Source organism: Methylomonas fluvii, assembly GCF_014850975.1.
Classification (GTDB): domain Bacteria; phylum Pseudomonadota; class Gammaproteobacteria; order Methylococcales; family Methylomonadaceae; genus Methylomonas; species Methylomonas fluvii.
On the sequence record NZ_JACXST010000002.1, the window covers coordinates 1,734,117 to 1,747,170 of the forward strand.

The following is a 13,054-nucleotide window of genomic DNA, read 5'->3' on the forward strand; positions in this document are numbered from 1 at the left end:
TGAAATCCAGCACACATCAATATGAAAAAGGCCTAGCCGATTGCGTGATTAAGCAACAGGACAGCCCTATACAGTGAAATGACTAACGGTTGGTATTCAAAGCCTGACGCGCCTGCGTCATAGCCATGTCTTTCGCTGTCAATGGCGGCATGGCCGTCGCTTCAGATTGTTCCAATACCGGTGTGGTCCTGGGTTCGACCTCGGAGACCTTGTCCAACTCGGCCAAGGCAAACGTCAGATCGATACCTCTGAATTTCTGATTGGCATAGTCGTAGGCTGCTTTCCAGGCTCCAGCCGCCGCAGTACGTCTAACCAGTTCAGCGACCGCTTTTTGCACCTTGGGATGGATTTGCGACAGATCGATAACGCGGTTTGTATCAACGCCAGCATCGCCCATCACATCATGATCGTTACTGCCAGAAGTAGCATCATGTATAAAAGTGGCACTGCCATCGATCACACTGCCATCAGCAATATCGTCAAGGGTTTTGCCATCCATTTCCTCTGCCGCGTAACCGCATTCCTCTGGAAAAGCTGCACGTAGCGAGGCGGCTTTACCGCATTTGGATAATTGCCCCTTAGGGCGTTTGATCCACATGGCGGTTGGCACTTGCGAGTGTTTACCGCCGGCCGTGCTATAAGCCTCCAGCCAGTAAACTTCCTCGGTAAAAGCGCAACGTTTACCGCCGACAATCCGGTACACAGTAACCGCCACCCATTCGGGAAAGGTCACGGTGACACTGGATTCCTGCCATTGCTCGTTGTCGTCCTTGTAGCGACCGGTAAAGGTTTTGGTGATATCAGGACCCCAGACGGGTCTGTCCATGCCGGCCCAAACACCGGTACGAGACGCGGTCGTCTGGATTTCCATGATGGACGGCCAGACGGTTTCGACATTGCGGCCTAAAACGGCACTCCACATCGGTACGATATGCACCGGCTTTTTGAAGATGTCGAGCTTGCGGGCCTTGCAATAGTCCAGCGCCATCAGGATGGCTTCAGGGGTTTTAGCTGTAGGGAAAGTCACTTCCGTCAATACCTTCCAGGACTGCTCCGATATGCCGTAGCCTTGCTGGGCTGCCATCGGCATGGGTAAGTCGCGCGACTTAGGTTTATAGTTTCGGTTTTGATTGTTCATGGTGGGTCTCCTTCAATAAAAAAAGGGAACGCCATGGCCCCAACGGGGATAGTCGTCCCCTTTGGGTTGAAAAGCCGTCACCGCAAAAACGGGTCGGCAATACGTTAAAATTTACCCGCGTTTGCGGCAGCTTATGAATCGCCTGGGTTTAGTTGAGCGGCATATCGGCATACTCGTCATCCCAATCAGCGTCTTCTGATGCCGGGTTCGATGATGAACCGTTTGCAGAGGCGGGCACAGTTGGGCGATCGAGTAGTTGCAACTCATGCACAACCACTTCCGTGCGATAACGCTTTTCGCCGTTCTTTTCCCATTGCTGGGTGCGAAGAGCGCCTTCCACATAGATCTTGCTGCCTTTCTTCAAAAGATCGCTGGCGGTATCGGCCAGTTTTTTAAAAAACACGACCCGGTGCCATTCAGTTCGTTCCTGTTTGGCGTTTTTTGCATCTTTCCAAACCTCACTGGTTGCCAAACGCACCGCCACGACTTTGCCGCCGTTATTCGGTAAATAGCGAATATCCGGATCGGCGCCGAGACGGCCCAGCAAGATGACTTTGTTTACACCACGATTGGCCATGATGATGTCCTCCTATCGGCCGCGCCCGACAAGTGAAAATAAAACCCACCTGCGCGGCGATGAGTCACATCCGGCAGGCACATTCCCGGCTAGGAATAAGCACTCCCAGACAGGATGAAAATCTAAAACACAACCATCACATCAGGCTTGACGCACCTGACACGCCGATGGACAACCACCGTCGCCGCTTAACAACGGAACGCCGACCTAAGCCGGATTCAGATGTGAAAAATCACATCATGAAAGGTGATGCTATTGGAGCAGATTTTTTCGAAAGGTCGTTCGTGAAATCGCAATAATTAGCGCGATTTCGCGAACAGGCCAGAAATAAAGACGCCGTATCATCTGCCCCTGATGAAATCATGCAAATAGGTAATGACATGGCAGAAATACAGGTACGAGAAAAAAGCAAGCGACCTCATATCAGTCGGCCGATATTTGAGCGCACATTTAACATCAACAGCGAACAAGCCATCCGCGTCATCCGTAACAGCTACAACCGGTTGATGGTTTCGTTGTATGCGATCGACGTGATCCTGCGCATCATCGGTCGGGAAGAAACCGTCGATGAAATCGAAAGCATCGTCGGTCAGATGATTGCCGAATGCGCGGAGCAACTGCAGCAGGAAAAACTACGGTTAGAAAAACTCAAGGCCGACAATGGCATCACCGAAACGCCGACGTACACGCACCCCAGGGAATTTGTGGCAAAAATCGCCTCGCCGCAGATTGCACAGTTCGTCGAGTTGATTCGATTGCTGGATCAATTGATGATTGTGATGGACACCTTGTGGCTATGCCAGGTCATCTCCAACAAACACTGCATTGATGCCCGTTACCAGTGGCAGCAACGGTTGCAGCGGCTAGCCAATAAAATTGTGACAATGGAAAGGCATGCGCATCAAGCAGCGTATGAACAAGGCCATGGTGAAGAGGTAAGATTGGCTCGGCAAGAGTCAGGACTGTTGGCTGAGCCGGAACGAATCTCAGAAGACGAGGATTCAATGGTTGATGACAATGAATTATCTCCGAGTTCGGAAAAGGTCGGCGATCAATGACTGCTAATGCCAATGAAATATGCTTGAGGGTGCCGTTATCCGAACAGGAGGCTTGGGATTTGGCGCAATTTCTAAAGCGAACTGGATTTGCTGATTTTCGTAGTCAGGCTGCCGATGACGAGGAGGCCTATCGCATGCAGGCCGTGGCCGAAATGATTAGAAGAAACTTGGAAGTACATGGGATAAATCCGAGGTAACACTGAAATGTTAACAAGCACACTTTTTACAAACCCCGGTCATACAACCGGATTCATAATTATTGACACCTATACATGACAATAATTTGAGTCAAATGCTAATTTCGGTCGATGAAAGTGTCATAAGAAGCGCTAATCATTGTATTGGCGGAGCGCCTCTTATAATGAGTTGAGTCATCCTCCCTGGACCAATTACTGGCTGGTTCATCAGGCCTCATTCACCGATCAATTTTTTGATGCTGTCTTTACTGATTGTTGAAAGTGTCAGCTTTTTAATTTCCTTGGCTTTCAAATCTATGGCCTGGGTTTTACCCAGTTCCAGTAGCTTAGCGATAACCAGTTTGTCGGATTTCAATAAAAAATCCTTGAGTGTCATTTTTTTTACACGAACGGCATCGAGGCCACCTTTAGCCTTTTCGGTATGAACCAATCCCATGACCATAAAATAGGCAAATGCTTTGTTCACGGTCGTTTTGCTAATGTTCGAGTCGGTCTTATGGCAAAGACCGAATAAGGTCGTTCTAAACTGTGCCGGATCAGGACAGACGTCCTTCAAAGCCACGGCGTGTTTGTAAATTGTTTTTAGTATATCGGCATGGTCTGGCAGCGCATTGTGTTTTTTCAGCAGGGCTTTATAGCCCTCCGCGCTGGCAACGACGTCGGTTTTTTTTGTCGGTTGGATCGGCTTTGCCAGACTGGCGAAATTAACTGTACCGCTTTTGCTGACTTCAATGGCGTCGTTGGCGTTTAGATAATCGGTAAACGTTTTAAAGCCGTAATGCTTTTCGTCGAAGTCGGCTGCATGCTGCTTGAGGAAAGTCTTGATTTGCGAGGCATTGATCGGTGTGGTCGAGGCCTTCAAGTGGGCAATGACTAATTCATCAGCCTTAGCCAGCGTAAGCGTTGCTTGGGAATTAGGTAATGGCTGTGGCGCCAGGAGCGTTTCTGGCAGCACGTCATTACTGGCCAATGTTTTAATAACATCGTCGGTATAAATGAACCGAGTACAAGAGGTCTTCACGCATTCGCTCAATGTCGAATGCTGGCCAACGCCAATGACATCCTTGTCCATCTCCCGCAGTCGGCGAAAGACTGGCGTAAAGTCTGAGTCGCCGGTGACCAGCACAAAACAGGAAATGTTCGGTAATTGCCAAGCGCATTCGATAACATCCACCGTCATCTGAATATCCGCCGTATTCTTGCCGGTCACGGGATGGTAACAATGGATGAGTTCAAAACCCGCTTGATTGATAGCGGCTTGGTGCATAGCCAAGTTAGGCTTGCTCCAAACACCATACGCACGACGGATAATAATCTGGCCGAGCTGATTCAGCTCTTCCATCAGCAATCTGACGCCGTCGTGCTTGATCCAGTTTGTGACATTTTCGGCGTCAACGAATACCGCAATTCGATTGGTTTTTTGCTGTGTCATGAGGATCTTGTTTTTCCAAATCCGATTGCACTTTATCTTCAGACCACCTTGCGGCGTTAAGGAACGAAGCAACAGATTGATTAATTGAAAGGAATGGCACTATTTAAAATAGCCTATTTCCTTCAAAAATTATATCCGTAATGCTTCTTCGTATTCAGCTTGGAGATCAAACCCGATGTCCTGTCCTGGCGCGACTTGTGTCAAGGCAACGTACATAAAGAAAACTACCTGCAGTCCAGTGTAATTGCATGGAACCGCGCGAAGCTGATAGGTTTTATTGGGATTATTCACATCCAATCCGCTTTGCCCCAATGCCGTAATTTCCATTGCCACGCTTGCTACTTCTCTGGGCGGCCTGTATGTTTTCTGCCAAGGCCAATAGCGCTATTGGACCATTGGGGCCGGCTCTGAACAAATTTTCCAGCAAGGCAGCAACTTCGGGTTTATTGAGCATCGATGCAATATAAACTGCAGTGCGTAGTGCATCCTGATCGTTGGGGCTAACAATAAATGAAACGAACAAACCAATTGGTTTTGAGTATTATTAATATAATACGCGGGTAAAAGACTTTCATTCCTAAAATTGTTGCAAACAAAGTCAATTTGTATTTAATAATCTACCAATCCTATAGTAGCTTATAAATCAAAAAAAATTGCAATCAAAACCGAACTAAAGTACAAAGACTTACAATAGATAGTGGAATTTAGAAATTGATTTTTACATTTGTGTTACGATACAGTTTAATTTATAGGAATTTTGATAACATTTATAGTTCGCATAGCTGCTCAAGAGCTTTAATATGACCTATTTTATGAACCCCAACTTCAATCATAGCAACTATTGTATCGTTAGTGCTTAAGTTTATATTTTTGTCATAAATATATTGATTAATCAGTATATCGTATATATAAATATACTCTCCAAACAGCGTAGTGTCATTTAGCTCTTGCCCTCCTTCCATTTCACCAACACCTGCATTAGACAAATCACTTCCTTCTCTAATGGCAAGCATTATTGCTATTCGTGAGAGGATGTTTGGAGTTAGTCCCGTTTGTGATTTTAAATAGCGTAACTTTCCCGTCGCATTTTTCGATATTTTAATACGGTTTGGCAACATATTATGCAGTCTCCAATGATTGCCAAAAATAGCCTTCTTCAATATTACTAGTGCCTTCTAATCCAATGTAATCGAGCATAATCGTATGGGAAGTATAGTCTTTTAAAAATGAATAATAGGTTTTGTCAATCTCAGTATCTGTTGAAAGAATAATCACTTGGTGGCTGGCATTTGGAAAATAGTTTTCAACTAATTTTTTTCGATGTTTAGAATCAAGTCTACCTAAAGGAGTATCAATTATGATCGGCAATTTCCGTCCCGATGTTTTTGTCAAGGCGTCAAGCATCGCAACAGCATAAATTTGTCTTTCTCCAGCGGATAGACTGCCTTTGGGAACTTCACTTCCAAAATCATCAAATAATTTAACTGAAAAGTTAAGCGGTTCAATTTTAGCGCTGATATTGGTATCGCTTTTTCTTGCAAATCGTTTGTAGGATTCAGTAAATTCGGATTCAACATTTTTTATTTTATTGATCGCGACACGCTTAGCAAATTCATTTAATGCCTTTTTGGCTTTGTGTGCATAAACTAATGCTCGATTGGTTTCATCAGAATCAATATATTGCGTATGCAATTGGTTTAAGACCTTTACTGTATTCATGGCTTCGCGTAAATACCCTTTTAATAGGTTTTTTTGCTCAGCAGCCTGAATTTCAAGCTTGGATTTTGTTTCTTGAGCTTCATTAAGCTCCTTAATTCTTGCTACAAGTACATCTTGCTCCGGAGCTCTAGCAATATTTATGCCAGCGTCATCGATTTTTTGATTAATAGTCTCAATAGCTTTAGCTAATCTATCAGTTTTAGTTTTTTGATGCTTTATTGCATCTGTTAAAATAGACTCAATATTTTTATGTAACGAATCAGATACATCATGAATAAGATGACATTTATCGTCTATATTAAATAAATCTGAGAACTCGGTTTGTAGCTCCTCATTAATTATAGAAAATGTCGGTTGGTCGATAATTGATGATAATCGTTTTTCAAGCGAGGCGAGATGCTTTGATATGATTTTTGCAGTGCTTTTACTATGTTTAAACGTAGCTTCATGTTCTAGTTGTCCAAGGCAACGATTTATATATTCAGGTGCTATAGAAAAAGGAAAACTATCCGAAATAACTTCTCTAAGTTGTGATTCAAGTAATTCTTTTTCGGTTTTGTAGCTAGTAAGTTTCGCTATTTCTTTTTCGCGTGTTGCAGCCCAGGCTCCTCCTTGGGCGTTTAAATTATTATTAAGCTGGTCGATGCTCGTTGAGGCATAGGCTAATTCATATCTTATTGTTCCGTATTTTTCTTGTTCCGATGCTATTGCTTTCTTTTGTTCTTCTAAATGTACTTCAAGCGTATTTATGTTTGCTTTGATGTCTTCGGAAAGTTTTTGTTTATTTTGATTTCGAATATAAACTGTAATATCTGCAGATAATTTTTCTATAAGGTCCAAGCCAATAAGTTTCTTAACCGAATCACCTAAAGCATTGCCTACAGAATCTTCCGCTAAATCAGCAATTTTTTCACCGTCAAAAAAGAATAAATCAGAAACGCCGATTGGGATAAGCTCATTTAAAAAACCCTGAGCTTGCTCATAACTTAAATTATGTATAGGATGACCATCTTGTGCTATTTTTAACGATTCATCGACCTTGTTGGTCGACATTGTCCATGAACGTTTTATATGATAATGGCTAATAACACCCAAATTGGCATAGCTAAATATCAATTCAACGGAGGCATTATTGGCTTTGACACCCGTGGTTTTAGAATTATGAATCGAATCTGACAAAAATTGATAGTAATTCTTTTGGGTTGTTCCTGGGCCTAAAGATTGACGTCCATACAAAGCCAAACGAATAGCAGTCAACATTGTGGTCTTACCTGCACCATTTAAGCCTCCGAATAAAATAATAGGGCGGAGATTGCCCTCAACATATCTAGGTGCGAGAGCGAATTCATGTTCCCCTTTAAATACCCGAAAGTTATTGACTTTCAATGATTCTAAGATCATTTGTTTAGGCCCTCGTATTGTAGCTGTAGTTCCTCAAATATTTCTTGATAACTATTTTGTCGTTCGGGGTTAAAATTTCTTATATTAATATTTTCAAGAGTTTCCCAATCTTGTTTCAAGACGCTTTCAATACGATTTAAAATACCTTTCCTACGATTTAGTCCAGTCATGGACAGCTCGATTTCGATTAATTTCATCATCATTTCAGCCGGTGTATCAAATTCGTTTTCAATCTCTTCTAATATCTTTGCATCAGGTTCGGTAAATGCGCCGGCATCATTTTCAATCCAATTTAGGTCTGTATCATAAACAGAATGGTAGATAGCTGGTAAAGAATCTGCCCAATCCGGTTCGTTAGGGTCGCGTAACCATAATTGTCGAATTTGTTGTAATTCATCCCTTTGAATTAGCTCTATGTTACGCCCTGAATCAAGAATGTCTTTTTCTATTTGCAATAAACGTTTTAACCATCGCTTTCTGACTTCCATCCAGTAAGGACCGGGGATATGGCGTACATCTTGGTTATCCTCAGAGAAAATATTGCCTTTTTGATAACTAACTTTCCCGGTTCTTCTTTTGTAATTACGATAGTTGTTTTTGTTTTCCGGTAAAGTTGAATGGTATAGCTCATTTCTGAAGTCAAGGAGCGGGCGCATCCATGTTTCTCCGGTTTGAACCAAGCCTTCGATCGCCTTATCTTTAGTAACGACGGTGCAAGTCCAACAGCCAAAACGAGAATTCCCACAAGAAGGTGTGCTAGTGTCGATGACCAAGGGACATTCCCCCGCATTTGAGCCCTTATATAAATCAAATAACTCTCGGTTGCTCCCTTGCCATGGAGTTGGGGCGCTCATTAAGTATTCCCATACTTCATCAGCAGACCAATTTGCAATTGGCATATAAGTAAAAGCGTTTGGTAGAGAGGTATGCCTTGATAACAAAGATCCCTCGATCTTGTGGTTAGCAATCACTTGTGCTCTGGATGCGCTTTCTTGCGATCGAGACCCTAAAACGACGATTACCTCACCAAAGTGAGCAACCTTATCCAAAACAAAATCACTAACAGGGTCTATTTTCATTCGTTCAGTACACCAACGAAATGACTGTGTTGGAGCAGGGTAACCGCGGCCAAGCAAGTTAACCCAGAAAGTTTGGTCAGGCTTAGGTCTAACGGGATGAGCTGTAATCGGTAAATGGTCTGAGTCAGCGTGTTTATTAATGGTGTTAAGCACGGACAAGATCATATCGACAACTACTGGAGTTTCTACCAGTGTATCTGACGAGACCACGTAAACATGTTTATGTAGTTGCTCTTTAGGTAGAGCAAGTAATGCGCTGTATACCAGAGAAAGAATAGTGGTGGAGTCTTTACCGCCACTAAAACCGATAATCCATGGACGCCGATCCGCTAGATATAATGTTTGAATTTCACCAATCAAATCTAACAAATTACGGCCAGCAATAGACAGGTCATCAAGCATTGATTGGTGTGTTGAATAAATAAAACGTTCAGATATCATTGCTGGAATTCTTTCTCTAATGATTCTTCGATATCATTTAGTGAGGTACCTAAATGCTGCTTAATGTAATTACCTGTTAGTAATACATTGGTTCGAGCTTTGCTGACTCGGCCATGTACTAAAGCCCTTCCTTCCCAGTCTTTATTTTGCCGTGACCAATCGATATTGGATAACTGTGAGAGTCGTTTTTTCCAATCTGTTTGGTAATTGCTCAACAAATCGGCACCAATATTTCCCATGGCTTGTAGCATGACCCCATGAGCATGGATGTATTGGTCTCTTAATTCGTAGGTAACGACTTCTTTGTTTTTAGCTTTTATCCAATCAGGCATGTTGTGGCCCACTTCTGACCAATAAGCGGCAGCCAATAATTTTTCTTCTTCAGTAATAGGATCTTTGTTTCCTTTGCGTAAAAGGGCTTTACTGGCATTTTTAATACTGCTCAAGGTAAATAACTTGGAACTTCTATTAGATATGCTTGAGTTCTCAAGCTCAGTCATACGGGAAAATATTTCCACTTCTTTTGAAAGAAAGCGGGCTAAATCGGAGATTGAATCACGAAAATCATAAAGCGTGCTTATGGAGTCACTTGGGCGTACAGCATGCTTGTTCAAGTCCGCAAACATTTGTTGGCTACGCTCCAGGCCTTCGTCTATGAAAAAAAGGACTGAAATGTTATCGTAGCCAAGTTCTGGATTTTCTTTAATCGCTTGCTCTATAGCGGCGCGACGATGTTGTCCATCGTTAATCAAAATCTGAGCATCCATTGGTATCAGTAACGATCCCATAAATTGACCTGGGCCGGTGGCACTGAATGGACTGAAATTAACCATCGCATTAACCGAAGCAGTTAGGGAGGAGAGCGTGTAGTCGTTGGGATTATCGACAAGGTAAGAAGTGATTTCTGGAATTCTGCTTTTATTCAGAGTCCGTTGCGCTCTCAATTCTGGGGGAACCTCTTCTTCGTTAAACTTAAAAAGTGAAGGAACTATTCGCATTGGACACATTGCTATATAGCAGGGCCTTCCTGCTTGAAGACCTCTAATTGCTGGGAATGAATGGCAAAATTCTGTATCTAGCATAAACCTGAATCCGTGACTTTATCAGTAAATTATTGAGCTACCAGCACTTTTTATTTGACTTGGGTGAAATCGAAAAATCCGAATTTTTGTATATAATTTAATAGGTTACAGATATTTAAGGCTTTGAAATCACGGATTCAGGATAAAGTTAAACAAATGGCCTGGAAGTCTAATTATAAAAATAAAAAAAACAGGAAGTCAATTATAACTTCCTTTTGTTTGATGTTAAGCGCTTAGCAATAAATAGCGTTACAACCGCCGAATCGTTCGGTTTGGACGAAAAGCGGTAAAGTTCATACAGTGCCGGCTAAACGCGCGCAACGGATGAATGTCATAAGTGTTGCTTTCATAGGGCAGACCCATACTGAACTGTGTGTGGCAAAGCGTGAATGGCCTTTGGCTTTCTGATGGCCTTAACCAAACGCATTAGCAAGCCATTGGTGGTCATTTCGGATAATGCATCCATTCATACCGCCAAAAAGCTAAAACCGTAGTGGGATTTATTGGAAGAAAAAGGCTGCGACTTTACTTTCTGCCGCCCTAAAGCCCTGACCTGAGCCGTATTGAGTTGCTGTGGCACAAAATCAAATATCAATGGCTTCCTTTTAAAAACCTTTATCCCGGATGAACTTTAAAAGGCTATTGGTGAGATCAGCCAAGGATTCGGCTCAAAATTCACGCTAACTTTTTGCTAGGTGCTTAACGTAATATAAAACGCAATAAAGGGATATAAAAATTCCTGCCCTGGTTCTACTTGAGATGCATTTACGCGTAGATTGTCCTGAAACGCTGAAAATGTTTTTATCCCGGTAGGCAGCAGTTTTGGTGAGTCGTTTAAAGCAAGGATAGGGAGATCTGTGCTAAGAAGATTCGACAAGAGAAGTAGCCAGCGTTCCATTTATATCCGAACCGTCGGCTTATACCCCGCTAATACAACAATGGTACTTATGGATTTGAAACAACGAGTTTTTAATTTTGATTTAAATTTCTCGATTTTATTAAACAAAATTGTGATTAGGAACAGGAAGCAGTTTGATTTTTCATACATCGTAAACTCAACTTTTATTAAGAGCACCTGTTTGAAACACAGATTAAATCAAACCTAGATTGATAAAGTTAAAATGGAACTTCATAGACTAATAAATAAGCTATCTAAATCTTCTCCCAATGCAGTATTTACTCAAGCAAATGATCACACTAGTTTAGATACAATTGATCAATATCTATATGTTGAAACAAAAATAGAGAGAGATTATAGAAAAATACTTGAGGAGTTTAGCGGATCAAAAAGGGTTATCTTTTTATGTGGGAGTAGTGGTGATGGTAAGTCCGCTATAATTGGAAGAAATCAGCAACAATTTAAAAAAATTTATGATTTTCATATTGATGCCACTCATAGCTTTAAGCCAAATCAATCTGCCGTTGATGCACTAAATGACAGATTTTTCTCTTTCAAGCAAGGCAGCAAGCCTTTAGTCGTTGGTATTAACATTGGTATCTTGCTAAATTTTGCGCGCGAAGGGAGTGACGATCACGAAGATATTCGTCAAGCCATCAGAGACTACATTACGAACAGCACATCTTCTGATAGTGTTATGTTCATTAACTTTGAAGATTACTCAAAATTTGAGATGAAGCATGACAACATTACTTCATCTTTTATTCACCAATTATTCGATAAAGTTACAGCCCCAGATGACTCAAACCCTTTTTACAAAGCATTTCAAGATGATCAACAAAGTGGGGCTTTAGATATTGAGCATCAAAATTTTCAACTTTTGCGTTTTGAGGCCGTCAAAAAAAGCATAGTTGAACTCCTAGTTACAGTACACCTGAAATATGACCAATTCCTAACGACCCGAAGTTTGCTTGATTTCCTTTATACCTTGCTTGCCGGTCCAAAGTTATTAGTTCACAGCCTCTTTGAAGACTGTTCTAATGCCATCGTCGAAAATATCCGCAAAGAAGATCCATGTCTTTTGCGTACTGCAAAGCTGGACACTTTTATTCTTGAAAGCAAAATCAACAAGACTGATCAGGCTTTAAATGCTTTCATAGATGATTTTAATGGGCAATTTTCACAACCCATTTTGTCACTTGATGATCCTCACCTTTTAGTACGCATTTTCTATCTTTTAGAAATGATACCTGTGGGACTGACTATCATAAACATTTTCAAGAAGAGTTTTATGATAAAACAACACATGATTTCATTGAACTTCTCTATGCGCACGAGCAATATAAAGATAAACCTATTCTAGCCTTCTACGATAATCTCGAAAAAGCCATTTTGGCTTATTCCAATAAGCACTTGCCCACGCTATCAGACGAAGGCTTCATTACCCTTTCGGAAATAAATAATCACGCCCTATGCACGAGTGTTGAATTTGACCCTGATCTAGAAGCAATTAAAGGCCATACCAAACACCGTATCCACTCATTTCCATGCTATTTGTTGGTTAATGATCAACCGCTTGAAAGCATAGAAGTTTCCTTGAGTATGTACAAGCTCATTCACGCCATCAATGATGGCTACCGTCCAAACAAACACGATCGCAATACAATTGTAATCTTTGAAGAGCTTCTGGAACGGCTTATTGATATTGCCAAAGACACAAATAAATTAAGCATCGTACATGATGAACAAATTTACGAGTTTAAAGATACTGCTGGAAAAATAAAGGTCAAATCTTATGCTAGATAAGTTACGCAATATCACTGGCGAACATATAGATGAAATTAATATACCTCCATCAACATTTTATCCATTCGTTAATAACGATGGTAAAGTCAAGCATAGAGTTTTTGACTTTGAGCCTGTAATCGGGCTTTTGGTATCCTATATCACCGAAAAGAAGATGCCAAAAGACTTCTCTTTCACATCATTCAAAGAATCGTGCCTTAGTGCTTTTAAAAATGAACTCACCCCC

The 13,054-nt window shown here is 41.7% G+C and carries 11 protein-coding genes and 1 pseudogene; 4 read left to right on the forward strand and 8 right to left on the reverse strand.

All coding sequences use genetic code 11. The features are described 5' to 3' along the window. Positions 1-82: 82 nt before the first annotated feature. Together bet and ssb are read right to left on the reverse strand one after the other, a co-directional pair. Positions 83-1,138 (reverse strand): phage recombination protein Bet, encoded by a 1,056-nt coding sequence (bet, locus tag EBB_RS17460; protein ID WP_192394968.1) that lies wholly within the window; start codon positions 1,136-1,138, stop codon positions 83-85. A 148-nt stretch (positions 1,139-1,286) separates the two neighbouring features. Further along, a complete protein-coding gene (gene ssb, locus EBB_RS17465; protein WP_192394969.1) occupies positions 1,287-1,715 on the reverse strand; it encodes a single-stranded DNA-binding protein in 429 nt (142 codons plus the stop codon). A 380-nt stretch (positions 1,716-2,095) separates the two neighbouring features. On the opposite strand from ssb, the gene EBB_RS17470 reads away from it, so the two are divergent. Both EBB_RS17470 and EBB_RS17475 read left to right on the forward strand, forming a co-directional pair. After that, positions 2,096-2,773: a hypothetical protein gene (locus tag EBB_RS17470; protein WP_192394970.1), complete on the forward strand. Its 678-nt coding sequence runs from the start codon at positions 2,096-2,098 to the stop codon at positions 2,771-2,773. Then, entirely contained in the window at positions 2,770-2,970 is a 201-nt protein-coding gene (locus tag EBB_RS17475; RefSeq protein WP_192394971.1) for a DUF7706 family protein, read from the forward strand. Before EBB_RS17470 ends, EBB_RS17475 begins: the two co-directional genes overlap by 4 nt. Positions 2,971-3,184: 214 nt before the next feature. Here the strand turns inward: EBB_RS17475 and EBB_RS17480 are convergent, their stop codons facing one another. The 6 genes from EBB_RS17480 to dndB form a co-directional block, all read right to left on the reverse strand. Next, positions 3,185-4,402, reverse strand: a complete 1,218-nt coding sequence (locus tag EBB_RS17480; protein WP_192394972.1) for an NYN domain-containing protein — start codon at positions 4,400-4,402, stop codon at positions 3,185-3,187. Positions 4,403-4,531: 129 nt separating this feature from the next. Continuing rightward, positions 4,532-4,729 (reverse strand): hypothetical protein, encoded by a 198-nt coding sequence (locus tag EBB_RS17485; protein WP_192394973.1) that lies wholly within the window; start codon positions 4,727-4,729, stop codon positions 4,532-4,534. Positions 4,730-5,169: 440 nt separating this feature from the next. Continuing rightward, positions 5,170-5,520 (reverse strand): DndE family protein, encoded by a 351-nt coding sequence (locus tag EBB_RS17490; protein WP_192394974.1) that lies wholly within the window; start codon positions 5,518-5,520, stop codon positions 5,170-5,172. Between the two features lies 1 nt (position 5,521). Next, positions 5,522-7,522: a DNA sulfur modification protein DndD gene (gene dndD / locus EBB_RS17495; protein WP_192394975.1), complete on the reverse strand. Its 2,001-nt coding sequence runs from the start codon at positions 7,520-7,522 to the stop codon at positions 5,522-5,524. Continuing rightward, positions 7,519-9,042 carry a DNA phosphorothioation system sulfurtransferase DndC gene (gene dndC, locus EBB_RS17500; RefSeq protein WP_192394976.1) on the reverse strand — a complete coding sequence of 508 codons (1,524 nt, stop codon included), beginning with the start codon at positions 9,040-9,042 and terminating at the stop codon, positions 7,519-7,521. The genes dndD and dndC overlap by 4 nt, the downstream gene beginning before the upstream one ends. Next, on the reverse strand, positions 9,039-10,124 hold the full coding sequence (dndB, locus tag EBB_RS17505) for a DNA sulfur modification protein DndB (protein WP_192394977.1): 1,086 nt from the start codon (positions 10,122-10,124) through the stop codon (positions 9,039-9,041). The genes dndC and dndB overlap by 4 nt, the downstream gene beginning before the upstream one ends. A gap of 1,121 nt (positions 10,125-11,245) precedes the next feature. Here dndB and dptF point away from each other — a divergent pair. After that, positions 11,246-12,828 (forward strand): annotated as a pseudogene (gene dptF / locus EBB_RS17510) (DNA phosphorothioation-dependent restriction protein DptF). Then, a partial coding sequence (locus tag EBB_RS25995; protein WP_223146847.1) for a hypothetical protein occupies positions 12,818-13,054 on the forward strand: 237 nt, incomplete at its 3' end. The pseudogene dptF and the gene EBB_RS25995, both read left to right, overlap by 11 nt.

Excerpts from the sequence above, each read along its gene's own strand:
- bet (WP_192394968.1), bottom strand. The coding sequence starts at position 1,138 with ATGAACAATCAAAACCGAAACTATAAACCTAAGTCGCGCGACTTACCC.
- ssb (WP_192394969.1), bottom strand. The coding sequence starts at position 1,715 with ATGGCCAATCGTGGTGTAAACAAAGTCATCTTGCTGGGCCGTCTCGGC.
- EBB_RS17470 (WP_192394970.1), top strand. The coding sequence starts at position 2,096 with ATGGCAGAAATACAGGTACGAGAAAAAAGCAAGCGACCTCATATCAGT.
- EBB_RS17475 (WP_192394971.1), top strand. The coding sequence starts at position 2,770 with ATGACTGCTAATGCCAATGAAATATGCTTGAGGGTGCCGTTATCCGAA.
- EBB_RS17480 (WP_192394972.1), bottom strand. The coding sequence starts at position 4,402 with ATGACACAGCAAAAAACCAATCGAATTGCGGTATTCGTTGACGCCGAA.
- EBB_RS17485 (WP_192394973.1), bottom strand. The coding sequence starts at position 4,729 with ATGGAAATTACGGCATTGGGGCAAAGCGGATTGGATGTGAATAATCCC.
- EBB_RS17490 (WP_192394974.1), bottom strand. The coding sequence starts at position 5,520 with ATGTTGCCAAACCGTATTAAAATATCGAAAAATGCGACGGGAAAGTTA.
- dndD (WP_192394975.1), bottom strand. The coding sequence starts at position 7,522 with ATGATCTTAGAATCATTGAAAGTCAATAACTTTCGGGTATTTAAAGGG.
- dndC (WP_192394976.1), bottom strand. The coding sequence starts at position 9,042 with ATGATATCTGAACGTTTTATTTATTCAACACACCAATCAATGCTTGAT.
- dndB (WP_192394977.1), bottom strand. The coding sequence starts at position 10,124 with ATGCTAGATACAGAATTTTGCCATTCATTCCCAGCAATTAGAGGTCTT.